The organism is Roseateles sp. Mitsp63, from assembly GCF_059491535.1.
This window is the reverse complement of record NZ_CP168509.1, coordinates 159,948-177,000: the sequence shown is the minus strand read 5'-3', so window position 1 is coordinate 177,000 and position 17,053 is coordinate 159,948. Positions and strand designations below refer to the sequence as shown.

13 protein-coding genes are annotated in these 17,053 nt (G+C 71.0%); all 13 read right to left on the bottom strand.

What is annotated here, in order from left to right; all coding sequences use genetic code 11:
* Positions 1-19 precede the first annotated feature (19 nt).
* Positions 20-697 (bottom strand): hypothetical protein, encoded by a 678-nt coding sequence (locus tag ACEN96_RS00735; protein ID WP_495586144.1) that lies wholly within the window; start codon positions 695-697, stop codon positions 20-22.
* Between the two features lie 296 nt (positions 698-993).
* Positions 994-2,922, bottom strand: coding sequence for an ABC transporter ATP-binding protein (locus ACEN96_RS00730; RefSeq protein WP_495586143.1), 1,929 nt, complete (start codon positions 2,920-2,922; stop codon positions 994-996).
* A 156-nt stretch (positions 2,923-3,078) separates the two neighbouring features.
* Complete coding sequence (locus tag ACEN96_RS00725; protein WP_495586142.1) at positions 3,079-4,782, bottom strand: alkaline phosphatase family protein; 1,704 nt, start codon at positions 4,780-4,782, stop codon at positions 3,079-3,081.
* Positions 4,783-5,066: 284 nt separating this feature from the next.
* Positions 5,067-6,317: a glycolate oxidase subunit GlcF gene (glcF, locus tag ACEN96_RS00720; RefSeq protein WP_495586141.1), complete on the bottom strand. Its 1,251-nt coding sequence runs from the start codon at positions 6,315-6,317 to the stop codon at positions 5,067-5,069.
* A gap of 39 nt (positions 6,318-6,356) precedes the next feature.
* The gene (glcE, locus tag ACEN96_RS00715) at positions 6,357-7,547 is read right to left on the bottom strand and encodes a glycolate oxidase subunit GlcE (RefSeq protein WP_495586140.1); all 1,191 of its coding nucleotides are present in this window, start codon (positions 7,545-7,547) and stop codon (positions 6,357-6,359) included.
* Positions 7,547-9,073: an FAD-linked oxidase C-terminal domain-containing protein gene (locus tag ACEN96_RS00710; RefSeq protein WP_495586139.1), complete on the bottom strand. Its 1,527-nt coding sequence runs from the start codon at positions 9,071-9,073 to the stop codon at positions 7,547-7,549. The genes glcE and ACEN96_RS00710 overlap by 1 nt, the downstream gene beginning before the upstream one ends.
* 89 nt (positions 9,074-9,162) lie before the next feature.
* A complete protein-coding gene (locus tag ACEN96_RS00705; RefSeq protein ID WP_495586138.1) occupies positions 9,163-10,083 on the bottom strand; it encodes a substrate-binding periplasmic protein in 921 nt (306 codons plus the stop codon).
* A complete protein-coding gene (locus tag ACEN96_RS00700; RefSeq protein WP_495586137.1) occupies positions 10,083-11,222 on the bottom strand; it encodes an FIST signal transduction protein in 1,140 nt (379 codons plus the stop codon). Before ACEN96_RS00700 ends, ACEN96_RS00705 begins: the two co-directional genes overlap by 1 nt.
* A 31-nt stretch (positions 11,223-11,253) precedes the next feature.
* Positions 11,254-12,015: a PhaM family polyhydroxyalkanoate granule multifunctional regulatory protein gene (locus ACEN96_RS00695; protein WP_495586136.1), complete on the bottom strand. Its 762-nt coding sequence runs from the start codon at positions 12,013-12,015 to the stop codon at positions 11,254-11,256.
* An 82-nt stretch (positions 12,016-12,097) separates the two neighbouring features.
* Positions 12,098-12,769, bottom strand: a complete 672-nt coding sequence (locus ACEN96_RS00690; RefSeq protein WP_495586135.1) for a MarC family protein — start codon at positions 12,767-12,769, stop codon at positions 12,098-12,100.
* A gap of 86 nt (positions 12,770-12,855) precedes the next feature.
* Complete coding sequence (locus ACEN96_RS00685) at positions 12,856-13,848, bottom strand: TraB/GumN family protein (protein WP_495586134.1); 993 nt, start codon at positions 13,846-13,848, stop codon at positions 12,856-12,858.
* Positions 13,849-14,263: 415 nt separating this feature from the next.
* Positions 14,264-16,582, bottom strand: a complete 2,319-nt coding sequence (locus ACEN96_RS00680; protein ID WP_495586133.1) for an ATP-binding protein — start codon at positions 16,580-16,582, stop codon at positions 14,264-14,266.
* 144 nt (positions 16,583-16,726) lie between these two features.
* Positions 16,727-17,032, bottom strand: a complete 306-nt coding sequence (locus tag ACEN96_RS00675; RefSeq protein ID WP_495586132.1) for a BTH_I0359 family protein — start codon at positions 17,030-17,032, stop codon at positions 16,727-16,729.
* Between the last annotated feature and the right edge of the window lie 21 nt (positions 17,033-17,053).

Below are 17,053 nucleotides of genomic sequence, written 5' to 3'. Positions count from 1 at the left end.
TGCCAGGCCGGCCCAGCCATCAGGTGGACACGAGCCAGTTGCTGTACAGGTAGTTCTTGAAGTCCGTCGTCGACCAGGCCGCGCCGGTCGAGTTGGCCGGCTTGAAGACGCCGGGTCCTTGCGACGCCATCTGCACGAGCATGTCCTGGCCGCTCGACGACACCACGCATTGCGCGACGTTGTTGCCGGCGAACAGCGTGTTCAGCCGGGCCACCAGCATCATCGTGCCGTAGCCGCCCGGATCGTTCTTCAGCAGATCGGACACCTTGGCCGTGCTGCTGACGTTCTTCAGGCCGCCTGGATACACCTTCGCCACCGTCAGGGTGTTGCGCGCATAGGTCAGGCTCTTGCCCGCGTACCAGGTGTTGATGACCAGGGTCCACGGCGCGGTGCCGCCGCGCACCGACGAGCGGCCGGAGTTGCTGTTCCAGTTGGTGATGGTCCAGCACTCGGTGTTGTTGATCACCGCCTGATCGGCGCGGGCCTGCACGCTGGCCCCGCCATTGCGCAGGATCGCCGAGCCCCAGGCCGAGGTCGTGTTGCAGTGCCAGGCCATCGCCGGACGGCTGGCCAGCGTCAGACCGACCGGCACCACGCCCGCCTGGATGAAGCGGCGGCGGCGCTGCGAGACGACGGATCCGGCGCCGGGCGCCGGAGTGGCCGAAGACTGCGGGGTGGTGTCGCTGCTGTGGTCCATATGCTCAGCTTTCGTGGTGCACGCGCCCCCGGAAAGGGCGGACGCTCAAGCGGATCGGCGCTTCCGTCCGACCTGCCAACGCAGTGTTTCATACCTGCCCTCACCCGGATACCCCGCCGAACCCCTTGAACGGGTGGCGTGCAGCGTCCGTCATTCGAGGGATAAGTCAGCGCCGGCTTACGAGAAATCCGTTGGCAAACCTCATTTGAGCGCCAGCATGACACCGGGCCCTCGCGCCGCGCCGGGCCGAACGCGCCATGCCGCCGGCCCTGTTCCAGCGACAGCGGCGGACCGGGTCAATCCGCCTCGTCGTGCACCACGTCACGGTCATCGCTGGCCAGCTGGCCGCCAGGGCCGTTCCGGCGTGGTGCAGGCGTGCCGCCGGTCTCCTCGTCCAGACCGTCCTCGACCAGGAAGCCGCCGCTCTGGTGGGTCCACAGCTTCGCGTACAGGCCCCCCTGCGCCAGCAGCGACGCGTGGTCGCCCTGCTCGACGATGCGGCCCTGGTCCATCACGATCAGCCGGTCCATCGCGGCGATGGTCGAGAGCCGGTGCGCGATCGCCACCACCGTCTTGCCCTCCATCAGCCGGTACAGGCTGCGCTGGATCGCGGCCTCGACCTCGGAGTCCAGCGCGCTGGTCGCCTCGTCGAGCAACAGGATGGGCGCGTCCTTCAGCATCACGCGGGCGATGGCGATGCGCTGGCGCTGGCCGCCGGACAGCTTCACGCCGCGCTCGCCCACGTGGGCGTCGTAGCCCTGGCGTCCCTTCGGATCGGTCAGGCCATCGATGAAGTCCTGCGCCTCGGCGCGCTCGGCGGCCGCCCGCATCTCGTCCTCGGTCGCGTCCGGGCGGCCATACATCAGGTTGTCCCGCACCGAGCGGTGCAGCAGCGAGGTGTCCTGCGTGACCATGCCCACCTGGCGTCTGAGGCTGTCCTGCGTCACCGTGGCGATGTCCTGGCCGTCGATCAGCACGCGGCCCTTGTCGATGTCATAGAAGCGCAGCAGCAGATTGACCAGCGTGGACTTGCCGGCGCCCGAGCGCCCGACCACGCCGATCTTCTCGCCCGGCCGGATCGTCAGGGTCAGGTCGTGCAGCACCGTCTTGCGGCCGCCGTAGCTGAAGTCGACATGGTCGAAGCGCACTTCGCCGCGGGTCACGTCGAGCGCCGCCGCGCCGGCGGCGTCCTGGATCGCGATCGGGCGCGACAGCGTCGTGATGCCGTCCTGCACGGTGCCGATGTTCTCGAACAGGCTGGCCATCTCCCACATGATCCAGTGCGAGATGCCATTGAGCCGCAGCGCCATCGCGGTGGCCGCGGCGACCGCGCCGATGCCGACCTGGCCCTGCGTCCACAGCCACAGCGTCATGCCGGCGGTGGCGGCGATCAGGCCCATCGACAGCGCGTGATTGACGATCTCGAACGCGCTGATCAGCCGCATCTGGCGGTAGGCCGTGCCCAGGAAGTCCTGCATCGCCCCGCGGGCGAATCCGGCCTCGCGGTTCGAATGCGAGAACAGCTTGACGGTGCTGATGTTGGTGTAGGCGTCGGTGACGCGGCCGGTCATCAGGCTGCGGGCGTCGGCCTGCGCGGCGGCGGCCTTGCCCAGCCGCGGCACGAAGACGACCAGCGCGACCAGGTAGCAGGCCAGCCAGCCCAGGAACGGGATCAGGAGCGTCGCATCGAAGCTTCCGACCACGCCCAGCATCGTCACGAAGTAGATCGTGATGAAGACCAGGATGTCGGTGACGATCAGCCAGCACTCGCGCACCGCCAGCGCCGTCTGCATCAGCTTGGCGGAGACGCGGCCGGCGAACTCGTCCTGGTAGAAGCTCATGCTCTGGGCGAGCAGGTGCCGGTGGAAGTTCCAGCGCAGCCGCATCGGGAAGTTGCTGGACAGACCCTGGTACTTGCTCATCGCCTGCAGCGCGATCAGCACCGGGCTGGCCAGCAGGATGCCGCCCAGCAGCAGCAGCTTGTCGCGCTGCGTCGACCACCACTGCGACGGCGGCACCTGGCTGAGCCAGTCGACGACCGAGCCCAGCATCGAGAACAGCAAGGCCTCGAAGGCGCCGATGGCGGCGGTCAGGACGACCAGCACCAGCACCAGCTTGCGCATGCCGTGCGAGCCGGCCCAGACGAACGCGAAGAAGCCCTGGGGCGGCTGCGGCGCCGGGCTTTGCGGAAACGGATCGACGAGTTTCTCGAACCAGCCAAACATGGCGGTCTCCCTTTTATTTCTTTGAGACCGGCCAGCCTACAGCAGCCATTTGTCAGGCGCATCCACTCCCCGCTTCGGTGGCGGGTGGCTGCGCTGAACGGGGGGAATCGCCGTACGGCTGGCCGACGCCATCCCCCTTTCGGCGTCCCCCGTTCCTTATTGCGCCGGCAGTGGCAACACCTTGCCCTGAGCCTGGCGCGGCGCCGGGATGTGCAGGATCGCGCTCAGCGTGGGCGCGAAGTCGACGATCTCGACGCGCTGCTCGATGCGTCCCTGGCCGACCCAGCCCGGGCCCCAGGTCAGCAGCGGCACATGGGTGTCGGCTTCATAGGGGCTGCCATGGGTGGTGCCGGTCATGCGGGCGCCGAACATCCAGCCCGGCTTCGGCACCACCTGCAGCGGGGCGGCGATGCCCGGATACCAGGACCTGCGCATCTGCTCGAGGTAGGGCGTGGCCGTGTCGGTGCCCGCCAGTTGCGCCCGCGTGAAGGCGGCCTGCACGCCGTCCACCTGCTCGACCAGCGTTTTCGCGGCGGCGTAGACGTCGTCGGGCTGGAGGCCCTTCGCCCGGATGGCCGCCTCGTCGAAGATCAGCCCGGTGCCTGACAGGCCGGCGACCCAGCGGCCTTCGCCGAACTGCTTCGCCAGTCCCGCGTTGACGAAGCCCACCGCCTGTGCCGGATTGATCCGGCCGGCATCCCGGCCTTGCGACTTCGCCCATTCGGGGGTGTCGGTGAAGCCGTGGTCGGCGGTCAGCACGGCGATGTAGTTGTCGCGGCCGACCTTGGCGTCGAGGTACTTGAACCAGGCCTGCAGGTGGGCGTCCAGGTGCAGGAAGTGGTCGTGCGACAGCCGTGATTCCGGACCGAACGCGTGGTTGATGTAGTCGTGACTGGACAGGCTCACCGACAGGATGTCGGTCTGGTCGTCGGTGCCGAGCTGCTCGCCCTCGACCGCGGCGCGGGCGAAGGCCAGCGTCAATTCGTCGCCGAACGGGGAGGGCAGGATGTTGCCGTAGAAGCGCGGTCCCGGACCGTCCATGCCGGCGCCAAGCACCGCCGGCAGCCTGTTGCCGTTGCCGCTGTTGGCCTGCCAGGGCTGGCCGTCCGGCACGCTGCGCGCATAGGCGGCCTCGGGCAGCATCGGGGCCCAGGTCTTGCCGAAGAACTGGTCGGCCGGCTTGGCCGCGTTGAAGGCGTCGACCCAGGCCGGATGCTTGTCCATGTAATAGGTGGACGACGCGAATTGGCCGGTCCCGCCCATGAACATGTAGGCCGTGCCCTTGTGGCCCGCCGGCAGGATCGCGCCGCGGTCCTTGCCGGAGATGCCGATCACCTTGGATCCCGGCTGCAGCGTGCGCAGCACGTCACCGACGGTCTCCACCTTGTAGTTCTCGGGGCTGGTGCCGGCCAGCGGCTCGGTCTTGTTGCCGATGTACTGGTAGCGCGGATCGGCGGTGTTGTACTGCGGCTCGCCCGTCACGGGGTCGCGCCATTCGTTGCCGATGATGCCGCTGCGCTGCGGATAGGCGCCGCTGAGCATGATCGAGTGGCCGGCCGCGGTGACCGTGTAGCCGTGGCCGTAATACGCATTGGCGAACCAGGCGCCGCGATCGAGGAAGCGCTTGAAGCCGTCCGGCTGCAGCTGGTCGCGGTAGCCGAGCACCTGCCGGATCGGCAGCCCGTCGATCACCATGAAGACCACCAGTCTTGGCGGCTTCTTCGCCGCGAAGGGGCCAGGGCTTGCCTGGGCGGCGGCGGATGCCGGCGGGGCGGCCGGCGTGGAAGTCGGAGCGGAACTGCAGGCGGCCAGCGCGGCCAGGACGGGCGCGAGCAGCCAGGTGCGACGGGTCAGGATCATGGCGGATCGGGCTTCGGACGAAGCCGGATGAAGGAAATGTGACCGTGGAGTATCCGTGGCCGCCAGCCGCCGAGGACGGAAAAAAGGCCGGTCACCACGCGGTGACCGGCCTCTTTCGCTTTCTGGTTGGATCGCTTGACGCGCTCCCCTCCTGTTATTGAGCGCGATTGTGCGGGCCGCAGGCAATGCGCATGCCCGGGTTTGCCCTTGGCGGTGCGCTGAGAGTGAGAACTCCTCCTCAAGTGGGAGGTGTTTTCGAGGGGAGTGACGCGCCGGCGCGACGCTCAGGCGCCCAGCGCCTCGTCCAGGACCTCGATCCAGTGGCGCACCGGCGTCCCGGTGCCGGATTGCAGGTGCTGGATGCAACCGATGTTGGCGGAGACGATGGCGTCCGCCGCGAGCGGCGCCAGCGCCTCGAGCTTGCGGTCCCGCAGCTGCTTGGACAGCGCGGGTTGCAGCACGGAATACGTGCCGGCGGAGCCGCAGCACAGGTGGCTCTCGGCAGGCGCGACCGAAATCTCGAACCCGAGTTCGCGCATCAGCCCCTCGACGCCGCCGCGCAACTGCTGGCCATGCTGCAGCGTGCAGGGCGGGTGGTAGGCGAGCTTGGGCCGCGCTCCCGGCCCGCCCTGCCCGAGGCGCGACCGCAGCGGCTCGGCCAGCGCCGGCAGGAACTCGCTCAAGTCGCGGGTCAGGGCCGAAACCCGGGCGGCCTTCTCGGCGTAGTCCGGATCGTGGGCGAGCAGGCGGCCGTAGTCCTTGACCTGGACCCCGCAGCCGGAGGCGTTCATGACGATGGCCTCGACCTCGCCGCCATGGCCGTCGACCATCGGCCACCAGGCGTCGATGTTGCGCCGGGCGTCGTCGAGCCCGCCATGGTGGTCATTCAGATGGGCGCGGATCGCGCCGCAGCAGCCGGCCTCGTCGGCGACCAGTGTCTGCACGCCGGCGGCATCCAGCACCCGGGCCGTGGCGGCGTTGATGTTGGGCATCATGGCCGGCTGCACGCAGCCGAGCAGCATCAGCACCTTGCGCGGATGCTCGCGCCGCGGCCACTGGAACGCGCGGGCTTCCGGACGCGGCGGCACCTTGTCCTTCAGCGCGGCGGGCACAAGCGGCCGAAGCGCCTGGCCGAGCCGCAGCGCCGGCGTGAACAGCGGCGAGGTCAGCCCTTCCTTGAGGAGCCAGCGCTTGAGGCGCTCCTCGCGCGGGCGCCCGACCTTGGCCTCGACGACCTGGCGGCCGATCTCCACGAGCTGGCCGTACTGGACGCCGGACGGACAGGTGCTTTCGCAATTGCGGCAGGTCAGGCAGCGGTCCAGGTGCTGCTGCGTCGCCGCGGTCGGCGGCGAGCCTTCCAGCACCTGCTTGATGAGGTAGATCCGTCCGCGCGGGCCGTCGAGTTCGTCGCCGAGCAGCTGGTAGGTCGGGCAGGTCGCCGTGCAGAAGCCGCAATGCACGCAGCGGCGCAGGATCGCCTCGGCGGCGCTGCCTTCCGGGGTGCCTTGGAACTCGGGAGCCAGGTGGGTTTGCATCGTGCGGGCGGAAGCTGGCGGATGACGGCGTCGACCGGATCAGAGGTCCGGATAGAGCCGGCCAGGATTGAAGATCCCCTCCGGATCGAACTGGCGCTTCAGTTCGCGGTGGATCCGCGTCAGCTGCGGCCCCAGCGGCGAGAAGGCGCCGGCCGACTTGTCGTTCGCATAGAACAGCGTCGCATGGCCGCCGGCCGCGGCGACGAGCTCGCGCATCTGCGCCGGCGCCATCGGCGTCACGACCCAGCGCTGGGCGCCGCCCCATTCGACCAGCTGTTCGCCGTGCAGCGTCATCGCGGGCGACGTGGCCGGCACCGCGATGCGCCACAGCGCCGCGCCCCCTTGCACCGCCCGGCGGGCGCCGAGGAAGAACTCGTCGCTCTGGTCGCGCAGGCCTTGCCAGAACGGCGCCGCCATCGCCTCGGGGATGACGTCCCCTCCGAGGCGGCGTTTCGCGGCCGTCACCGCCGCCTCGGCGCCCGAGAGCCGCACCACCAGCGCGCCATCCCACCAGGCCGTGGCCGAGACCGGCAGCGGCTGTCCGCCCCAGCGGTTCATCCGGACCAGGGCCTCGTCCTGCCCGCACTCGAAGCGCAGCGTCGCGGAAGCGGCCGGGATCGGCAGCACCTTCAGCGTGACCTGCGCGATGAAGCCCAGCACGCCCAGCGCGCCGGCCATCAGCCGCGAGACGTCGTAGCCGGCCACGTTCTTCATCACCGTGCCGCCGAAATGCAGCAGTTCGCCGCGGCCGTTGAGCATCGACAACCCGAGCACGTGGTCGCGCACCGCGCCCGCCGTCGCGCGAGCCGGGCCGGACAGGCCGGTCGCCACCATGCCGCCGATCGTGCCGGTGCCGCCCGAGGCCGCGCCGACGAAGCGCGGCGGCTCGAACGCCAGGTGCTGCCCATGCTCGGCCAGCAGCGCCTCGACCTGCGCCAGCGGCGTGCCCGCCAGCGCGGTCAGATAGAGCTCGCTCGGCTCATAGGCCAGCACGCCGCTGAGCCCCGCCGTCGACAGCACCGGCAACGGGCCCTTGGCGCCCGGCGGCGTCAGCGGTCCGCCATAGAAGTCCTTGCTGCCATGGCCGGCAATGCGCAGCGGCCCGACCTGCCGGATCCGATCCTGGATCGCCCGCAGCACCGCGGTCTGCCCGGCGTCGAGCGCCGGCGCCATCGCCGCGTCCGGCCCGGCGGCCGGCGCCTGTCCCAAATCCCCTGCTTGCACCGTCATCAGAATCGCTCCAGATCAGGGAAGGGCAGCGCGCCACGCTTCACATGCATGCGGCCATATTCGGCGCAGCGCTGCAGCGTGGGGATCACCTTCCCGGGGTTCAGCAGCCCTTGCGGGTCGAAGGCCCGCTTCAAGGCCAGCATCTGTTCGCGCTCCTGCGGCGAGAACTGCACGCACATGCTGTTGAGTTTCTCCACGCCGACGCCGTGCTCCCCCGTCACCGTGCCGCCCATCGCGACGCTGGTCTCCAGGATGTCGGCGCCGAAGCGCTCGCAGCGGTGCAACTGGTCGGGGTCGTTGGCGTCGAACAGGATCAGCGGATGCAGGTTGCCGTCGCCGGCATGGAAGACGTTAGCGCAGCGCAGCGCGTACTTCTTCTCCATCTCCTGGATCGCCAGCAGGATGTCCGCGAGCCGCTTGCGCGGGATCGTCGAGTCCATGCACATGTAGTCCGGGCTGATCCGCCCCGAGGCCGGAAACGCGTTCTTGCGTCCGCTCCAGAAGCGCAGCCGCTGGGCCTCGGTCTCGCTGACCTCCAGCCGCGTCGCGCCGCTGGCGCGCAGCACCTCGCTCATGCGGACGATCTCCTCCTCGACTTCCTCCGGCGTGCCGTCGCTCTCGCACAGCAGGATGGCCTCGGCCTCGAGGTCGTAGCCGGCGTGGACGAAATCCTCGACCGCCGCCGTCATCGGCTTGTCCATCATCTCCAGCCCGGCCGGGATGATGCCGGCCGCGATGATCGCCGCCACCGCGTCGCCGGCGCGGCGCAGGTCGTCGAAGCTGGCCATGATGCAGCGCGCCAGCTGCGGCTTGGGCGTCAGCTTGACGACGACCTCGGTCACCACCGCCAGCATGCCCTCGCTGCCGATGACGACGCTCAGCAGGTCCAGTCCGGGTGCATCGAGCGCCTCGGAGCCGAACGTCACGGGCTCCCCATCGACGGTGAACCCGCGCACCTTCAGCACGTTGTGCAGCGTCAGGCCGTACTTCAGGCAGTGCACGCCGCCGGAGTTCTCGGCGACGTTGCCGCCGATCGTGCAGGCGATCTGGCTGCTCGGATCGGGCGCGTAGTAGAGGCCGTGCGCGGCGGCCGCTTCGGAGATCGCCAGGTTGCGCACGCCGCACTGGACCCGCGCGGTCCGCGCCAGCGGGTCGATCGCGACGATCCGGTTGAACTTCGCCAGCGCCAGCGTCAGGCCTTCCGCATGCGGCATGGCGCCGCCCGACAGCCCGGTGCCCGCGCCGCGCGCCACGACCGGGATGCCCAGCGCATGGCAGGCCTTGAGCACGCCGGCGACCTGGGCTTCCGTTTCCGGCAGCGCCACCGCGAGGGGGCGTTCGCGGTAGGCCGTGAGGCCGTCGCATTCATAGGGACGCGTCTGTTCGTCCTGCCACAGCAGCGCGTGGGGCGGCAGCACCGTCCCGAGGGCTTCGACCAGCGCCGCGCGGCGTCCGGCGCGGAACGCCGACAGCGCCGCCGCCTGGTCGCCGGGCGGCTGGTGGGTCGAAGGGAGGACGGCGGTCATGGGCTCGAACTGTAGCCCCGCGCGCTGACCCGGGCCTGAACCTTGGCGACGTCGATGGGGGAGGCGCGGCGGCGGTGGGGGGAGGCCATTCAGCGCGCGCCGGGGAGCGGCCACCACAGGGCCTTGCGGCCCAGCGGCGTGGCCGGCGGCAGCAGCGGATTGCGCAGCCGCAGCACGCGGCGCTGGTCGATGCGGTGGCGCTTGACCAGGTCGCCGAAGAGCTGCCGGGACAGGCGCTCGAAGCTGCCGTCCGCGACCAGCGCCTCCATGCCGCGCGCCAGGTCCGCCGCCAGCCGCGGCCGGCCGGGACGGACGAACATGTAGAGCGCGGCGGGGTAGTACAGCAGCAGGTGGGGATCGATGACCAGGTCCTGCTCGGCGAAGCTGGCGAGCTCGGCGTCGATCTCGAAGATCGAGCGCGGGAAGTAGTCGAAGCGCCCCTGCGACAGCATCTGGAACAGCCCCTGGTAATGGGTGCTGACCTGCACCGGCAGGCCATTGGCGCGCAGCACGGCGGTGTCGGGCCAGTCGTGCATCTGGCCGGCGATCAACTTCGCGAGGCCGCGCAGGTCGGGCACCGCGCCCAGGCGGTCGCGCTCGGCGGCCCGCATCAGGCAGAGCCGCCAGCCGATCAGCCCGCGGTCCAGCGGCACGCGGATCGGCAGCAGCGTCTGCTCGCGCTGCGGGTCGGTCATCGTCCAGAAGACGTCGATGCCGGGCTCGTTGCTCGCCATCTCCAGCAGCGCGCGGCTCTGCACCATCTCCGACTGCGTCTGGATCAGCGCGTAGCGCGTGCCGCTGCGCTGCAGCGCCGCGTGCAGCAGACTGATGAAGTAGTCGACCTGCTTGTCCTGCAGCGGCAGGTGGCGCGGAAAGACGACGGTGGCGGGCTCGGACGGCAACCTGGCCGGGGAGTCGGCCGGCTGGCGGGCGGCCCGCGCCGGGACTGGCAGCGCCGCGCAAAGCGTCGCGGCCGCGGCCGCCTGCAGCAGGTCGCGGCGTCCCGGCATCAGGACTCCAGGAACACGGTCAGCACGCCGGTGTAGCCATGGAGGCGGGCATGGGCGATCTCGCCATTGGCGAAGAAGCCGGCCAGCGGGACGTCGCCAAGTGCGTGCTGCACCCATTGCAGCTCGGCCGAGGGCGCGCCGAAGTGCGGCCCGCCGCGTCCGATGCAGCTGAAATACAGCGCGCCGGCCATGCGGGTGCCGCGCTCCTCGGCCTCGGCGCGGATCTCGGTGCAGATGCGGACCAGATCGCGCCGCGCCGCGTCGGGATGGCGCTCGCAGAAGCTCAGCAGTTCGCCTTCGCGCACCTGCTCCGCGACGGCCACGCCGCGCCGCGCCGGATCCAGGCCGACCAGATGGCGCACGCGCACCTCGGGGCCGTATTCGCGCCGGGCGCCCGGTTCGTCGTTCAGTCCGGCCAGCGTGCGCCGGAACAGCGGCATCGCCTGGCGCAGCGCGCCCGACTCGCCGGTGTAGGCGGGCAGCTTCAGGTCCTCCAGCAGCGCATCGAGCGCCGGCTGGCCATCGAGTTCGGTGACCAGCGGCCCGTCGCAGGCGGTGACGCGGCGCTCGCGGCCCAGCGGCTGGCAGCCCTGGCTGACGCGCGAGATCCAGCGCAGCTCCGGACCGAGCGCCAGTCCCGACAGGCCGCCCTCGAACACGCCATCGGCGATCTGGACCGCATCGTCGCCGCCGCTGACCAGGCCGCCGAAGAGATAGCCGCTGCTGCAGCGCTGGGCCAGCTCACCGATGAGGTCCTGCAGGTCGGGCGTGCCGCCGTCGGCATGCAGCAGCAGGCTGCGGGCGTCGCAGTCGGCTGGCAGCGGCTGGCGGCCGGAGAACACCCGCCACTGGTCGCGCGGCAGGTCGGACAGCATGACGACCAGCGCGGGCTCGTCGAAGTACTCGACGCCGCTGGCGCTCACCGCGAGTGCCGACGCGCCGACCCAGCCGCAGCCGGGCCAGCGCAGGCGGGCTTCGTCCAGCAGCGCCTGGGCCTGGGCCGCGTAGGGGTGGGTCAGATAGAGGAAGCCCAGTGTCGGCGCCATGTCGCCGCGCTGGCCGTCCAGCTGCGCGCCGGCGAGCGCGAGCGCCATGTGGGGATCGGGATGGGTGGCGTGAGCCTGGAGGAAGCGAGGCATGTACGGCCCTCGGGCGGGAACGGCGCGAGGCTCAGGAAGTCTTGCGTCTGGCGGGCGCCTTGCGGGCCGCGGTGGATTTGGCGGCGGGCGCCGCGGTGGACGAGGCCGCCGGCTTGGCGGCGCGCTTCGCGCCGGTCTTGGCCGAGGCGCGCGGGGCGGGCTTGGCGCCTGCCGGCGCGGTGGGGGCGGGCGCGGGCGCGGAGGCGGAGGCTCTGGCCGCCGCCGCGGCGCTGGTCGCGGCCGACGTGGCCGCGGCGGCGGTGGTCTGGGCGGTCTTCATCGCATTGGCCGCGACCTGCGTGAATTGCTGCGTGAGGGCGTTCCACCACTGCATCGGATCGGCGCCGACCGGCCCTTTGGAGGCGGTGCCGGCGGGGGCCTCGGGCGTGCCGGCCTTGGGGGCGGGCGAGGGCGCGGGCGAGGGCTCGGCCGCCGCAGGGGCCGCGGCCTTGTCCGGTGCCGCGTCGCGGGCCGCCGCGGCGGGCCGGGCGCCCCCCATCGGCGTCTTCAGCACTTCCTTCAGGTCGGCCATCGGCACGTTCATCGCATGCAGCGTGGACAGCGTCATCCGTTGCACTTCCAGGGCCTGGATCGTCGCGGCGAGCATGCGGGCGTTCTGCTCGAGCCAGAACTGCACCGTGCGCAGCTCGTCGATGCGCTTGTCGAGCTCATGCGGGTCCAGCGTCGGCGCGACCCACTGGTTGAAGCCGGGGATCGCCGCGCCGGCGTTCTTCATCAACCCTTGCAGGAAGTCGAAGCCGGGAACGAATCTGCTGAAGTCGGTGTCCGCCATGGTGTCTCCTCGATCGGCCGGTCTGGCGCCGCGGTGGCGCGCGCGGCCGTGGGGTCGATCCTACGTCCGGGCGGTGACGGGGTCAGGTGGGGATGTGGTTCAGGTCGGCCCAGCCGCTCCACAGGATCTGGATGCCGATGCACAGCAGCACGAAGGCCATCAGCCGCATCATGACCAGCGTGCCGACCTCGCCCATGCGCATCAGCAGCCGGCCGCCGTTGCGGTAGACCAGGTAGACCACGGCGGCGGTGAACGCCGCGCCGATCGCCGCGATGCCGGCGCCCATCACGTACGGGATCGGCGAACGCGGGATCTGCGCGCCCAGCGCGATCGCCGCGGCGATGCAGCCCGGACCGGTGGTCAGCGGGAAGGTGATCGGGAAGAAGCTGCGGCGGACGATCTCGCTCTCGCTGATGTCGCCGGGCGAGGCGTGCACCACGGCGGTCTGGACGTCGTCGGTCTCGTTGCGGGTCAGCATGATCCAGGCGCTGTAGGCGACCAGCAGGCCGCCGCCCACGCGCACCACCGGCAGCGAGATGCCGAACAGGTCCAGCACATAGGTGCCCACCAGCAGCGACACCATGATCACCACCCAGCCGTTGATCGCGACCTGGCGCGACAGCCGCTTGAGCACCTTGTCGTCGCCGCCGGCCGCGCCGATGACGATCGGGGCGACGCCCACCGGGTTGATGATGGGCAGCAGCGTCAGCGGCACCAGGAACAGCGATTGGAGGAAGGACGGCAGGGGATCCAAGATGCAGGGCTCCGCGGGAGGGATCAGAGGGATCAGAGGGAAGAGGGGGCGCCGGGGCGATGGCGGCTCAGTGTGCCGCAACTCGGTCATCGCGATCCGGATCTCGGCATCAGGGTTACCTCGAAGCCGCGCGCCTGGAGCAGCGCGGGCAGCGACTGCGGTCCGGTCATGTGCATCGCGCCGACGGCCACGAGCAGCGACTGTCCACGCTGATGCAGTTCGGAGATCCGGTCGGCGAGGGCCGGATTGCGGCCGTCGTTGATCCGCTGCAGCGCGGCGCGGTCGGCGGCGTCGGTCACGCAGTCGCACCACTGCGCGTAGCGGTTCAGCCGCGCCAGGTCGCCGCGGTCGTAGACCGCGACCATCGTGTCCAGCGTGCGCAGCAGCGCCTGCGGCCGCTCGAGCTGCCGCAGGTTGGCGCGCAGTTCATGCCGCGCGGCTTCGGCGTCCGACGGCAGCAGCGCCTCGAGCTGGCCCTGCAGCGTCTCCAGCGCCAGCACCGGCAGGCCGCGGTCGCGGGCCCACTGGCTCAGCAGGATCTCCTGGCCGTAGCGCACGTCCAGCCCCAGCGAGCGGGCGCGCAGCAGCATGTAGGTGCTGGTCTGCAGCAGCGGATGCATGGCCGCCAGCGCCTGCGGCTCCAGGCAGACCGCGGCGGCCTGCGCATCGAGGCGCTGGCGCAGCGCCGGGTCGAGCGGCAGGTCGGGCATCGGCGGCATCTTCCATGCGTCGCGGTCCAGCGGATCGAGTTCCAGCGCGACGGCGTCGACCTCGTCCAGCGCCCGCTTCAGGCGCGGTCCGGGCGCGGCCCAGGCGGGACGCCCGACATGCAGGCTCGCATACAGGTAGGAGGTGCGGCCATCGCGGCGCAGCGTCCACATCAGGCCGCGGTCCCTGGCTTGCGCGGCCAGCCGCGCGGCGGGCAGCGGCGCGGGCTCGGCCGGGCACTGGGTCTTGGGCGCCGGGCCGGGCGCGGCCTGCGCGGCGGCGGCGAGCAGCAGCGCGAACGGCAGGATCAGTGCTCCGCGCGCCACATGACGCAGTCGCGCGAGCCATCGGAAGAAAAGCGGAATCAGCATGGCCGGCACGATGCCATAGAACATGGCAGGCCAGCGGCGCCACAACTCCCTCGCCCCCCGCGAGGGGGGAGAGGGCAGGGGAGAGGGGGTGCTTCGAAGGGCAGCAGCGCTGTGGCACGAGCCCCCTCTCCCCTCCCTCTCCCCGCTGGGGCGAGGGTGTAGGAACGAGCGAGCGCTGCCGGCAAGAACTCCCTCGCCCCCCGCGAGGGGGGAGAGGGCAGGGGAGAGGGGGTGCTTCGAAGGGCAGCAGCGCTGTGGCACGAGCCCCCTCTCCCCCCCCTCTCCCCGCTGGGGCGAGGGGGTAAGACGGAGTGAGCGTTGCCGAAAGGAGCTCCCTCGCCCTCGCGAGGGGGTAAGACGGAGCGAGCGCTGCCGAAAGGCACTCCGTCGCCCCCGCGAGGATGCAAGAAGGGGGTCAGGTCTCGCCGGCGCGGAAGCCCATCGGCCGGCGCTGCCGGACCTCCGGCTTCACCCGGTGCTCGGCCTCGAGCAGCGTCATGAACTCGTCCGGCGACAGCGCCTCGCCCAGGATCTCGGCCTGCTGCCGCACCGCGGCGAAGTCGCCCAGCGTCAACTGGTCCAGCAGGCCCAGCCGGTCGGCGTGCCCGGCAGCGGGCGGCACGCCCAGCTCGCGCTCGAACATCGTCAGGCGCTGGTCCGGCCGCAGCGGCTTGAAGCGGATCTTGAAGCCGAAGCGGCGCAGCGCCGCCTCGTCGAGATCGTCGAAGGCGTTGGTCGTGCAGATGAACAGCCCGGCGAAGCGCTCCATGCCGGCGAGCATCTCGTTGACCTCGCTGACTTCGTAATGCCGCTCCGCCATGCGGCGGCTGCGCAGGAAGCTGTCGGCCTCGTCGAGCAGCAGCACGGCGCCCTCGGCGGCGGCGGCCTCGAACATGCGCGCCATGTGCTGCTCGGTCTCGCCGACGTACTTGGACATCAGGTCGCTGGCCAGCCGCACCATCAGCGGCCGTTGCAGCTCCGACGCGATGTGCTCGGCCAGCGCGGTCTTGCCGCTGCCCGGCGGTCCGTGGAAGCACAGCGTGCCCATGCCGCGGCGGCGCAGCGCCTCGATCAGCCGGGGCAGCGCGAAGCGGCATTCGCAATGGATCAGGTCCAGCGAGTAGCGCGGCGCCACCGGCCGCGCCCTGGGCGCCGCGTCCCCCTGGCCGAGCGCCTTGTCGGCGTGCAGCAGCTGCCGGCTGACGAGGCGTTCGTTCTCGGCCGCATCGGGCGCGGCGCCGTCCGGCGCCCGCGCCGCGGCCAGGCGCGCGAAACGCACCGCAGTGCGGACCTGCGCCGGCGTGAGGCCGCGGCGCTCGGACAGGCGTTCGGCGAAGCCCTCCGGCACCGCCAGTTCCTCGAGCGCCTTGCGCACCAGCCCCAGCCGCGCGCCGGGCGGCGGCGAGGTCAGCTCCAGGTGGTACTGGAAGCGGCGCCGGAACGCGGGGTCGATGTGCTCGATGCGGTTGGTGATCCACAGCACCGGCACCGGGTTGCTCTCCAGGATCTGGTTGACCCAGGCCTTGCCGTTGACGGCCATCGGCGCCGGCATCTCGAGCGCCGCGTCCAGCCGCGCCATCAGGTGCGCGGCGTCGCCGCTCAGGTGCGGGAACACGTCCTCGACCTCGTCGAACAGCAGCGCCACGTCGCGGCTCGCCTTCAGGAACACCTGGCTGATCTGCAGCGAGCGGTAGCGGTCGCGGCCGCTCAGCGCGTTGCCGTCGCGGTCGGCGTACTCGACCTCGTAGAGCGTCAGGCCGGCCTCGCGCGCGGCGACCTTGGCCAGCTCCGTCTTGCCGGTGCCGGGCGGGCCGTAGACCAGCACGTTGACGCCGTGCTGCCCTTGCGCGACGGCGTTGCGCAGCAGCGTCGCGAGGATGCCCACGTCCTCGGCGATGAAGTCGAAATCGCTGCGCTGCAGCGGGCTCGGCGCCACCGGGCGCGTGAACACCGCCATCAGGTCCTGCGGGCCGTCGTAGGCGCGCATCAGCACCGGCGGCAGTTGCTCGCTGACCTTCATCAGGTCGGACAGGTCGGTGATGTTGTGCTCGGCGATCAGGTTCTCGATCATGCCCACGCGCTCCAGCCGCGAGCCGGCGCGCAGCGCCTCGGCGACCTCGTGCGCATCGACGCCGGCCACTTCCGCGATCGCGGCGAAGGCCTCCTGCGCGGTGTTCACCTTGAACTCGACCAGCGCGCCGCGCAGCTCGCGTTGATAGCGCGCCAGCGTGCCGTAGAGCAGCAGCGCGCGTTCAGCGGCATTGAGCTGCAGCAGCCGCCCCAGCACGTCGATGTTCTGCTCGACCAGCGTGGACTGGCTCTGCAGCTGGCGCTCGAGCGCCTCGCAGGTGCAGGACAGCAGCGCGAGCAGGTCCTTGGGCGCGTCCTTGATGTACTCGTCGAGGTAGAAGAACAGCGTGGCCTCGGCGAACGGGCCGCGCCAGATGCCGTGGCGGGCGAGGAAGGCGGCATCGCCGAGCCGTTCATGCCCGGCCCACAGCGAATGTCCCTCGCAGCGCCGCGCGAGATAGGCGCGCAGCCGCGCGAGCACGGCGGGCGGCCAGACGAGGTGGCGGGCGGTGAGGGCAAGCAGGCCGCTGAGATCGCGGCGGGGATTGAAGCGGTTGGCGTGGCGGACCGTCAGCGTCAGCACGAAGTGCGAGCACATGCGATCCAGCACCGGACTGTCGGACAGCCCCGGGGACAGCAGCGGTGCGGGCGCGCGCTTGGCCATGGGTCGATCGATGCGGGCTCGGGGCGAGCGGTGACGACATGGCCCCGGACCCGGGCGCCGCCTGCCGCGCGGTCCAGGGCGGTGCGCGGCCGCACGATCTTGGCGCAGTGGCAGGCTCAGGACAAGCCCCGGGCCTCGCCAGGCTCAATGCATGATGACGGGCTGCTGTCCCAGGTTCGCATACTGCGCGATGAAGGCGTCGAGGTCATCGACGTCGGGACCTTGCTCGATCAGCGCCTCGACGCCTTCCTGGAAGGTCTGGGCGAGCGCGCCTTCGATGAAGATTTCCTTGCGGGTGAACTTGTCGACGATCTCGAAGCCATCGCGCTGCAGCGCTGGCAGGTCGTCGCGCTCGGCCTGGGCGGCGTGCGCGGCATCGCCGGGCGACAGGGCGACCGGCACATCGAACTGGACGACGATGTAGCTCGGTGAGTCGTAGAGCATGTGCATGAAAGACTCCTTTGCTGAGGA

Bases quoted from the DNA above. Each gene is read 5' to 3' on its own strand.
- ACEN96_RS00735 (WP_495586144.1), bottom strand. From the start codon at position 697: ATGGACCACAGCAGCGACACCACCCCGCAGTCTTCGGCCACTCCGGCG.
- ACEN96_RS00730 (WP_495586143.1), bottom strand. From the start codon at position 2,922: ATGTTTGGCTGGTTCGAGAAACTCGTCGATCCGTTTCCGCAAAGCCCG.
- ACEN96_RS00725 (WP_495586142.1), bottom strand. From the start codon at position 4,782: ATGATCCTGACCCGTCGCACCTGGCTGCTCGCGCCCGTCCTGGCCGCG.
- glcF (WP_495586141.1), bottom strand. From the start codon at position 6,317: ATGCAAACCCACCTGGCTCCCGAGTTCCAAGGCACCCCGGAAGGCAGC.
- glcE (WP_495586140.1), bottom strand. From the start codon at position 7,547: ATGACGGTGCAAGCAGGGGATTTGGGACAGGCGCCGGCCGCCGGGCCG.
- ACEN96_RS00710 (WP_495586139.1), bottom strand. From the start codon at position 9,073: ATGACCGCCGTCCTCCCTTCGACCCACCAGCCGCCCGGCGACCAGGCG.
- ACEN96_RS00705 (WP_495586138.1), bottom strand. From the start codon at position 10,083: ATGCCGGGACGCCGCGACCTGCTGCAGGCGGCCGCGGCCGCGACGCTT.
- ACEN96_RS00700 (WP_495586137.1), bottom strand. From the start codon at position 11,222: ATGCCTCGCTTCCTCCAGGCTCACGCCACCCATCCCGATCCCCACATG.
- ACEN96_RS00695 (WP_495586136.1), bottom strand. From the start codon at position 12,015: ATGGCGGACACCGACTTCAGCAGATTCGTTCCCGGCTTCGACTTCCTG.
- ACEN96_RS00685 (WP_495586134.1), bottom strand. From the start codon at position 13,848: ATGCTGATTCCGCTTTTCTTCCGATGGCTCGCGCGACTGCGTCATGTG.
- ACEN96_RS00680 (WP_495586133.1), bottom strand. From the start codon at position 16,582: ATGGCCAAGCGCGCGCCCGCACCGCTGCTGTCCCCGGGGCTGTCCGAC.
- ACEN96_RS00675 (WP_495586132.1), bottom strand. From the start codon at position 17,032: ATGCACATGCTCTACGACTCACCGAGCTACATCGTCGTCCAGTTCGAT.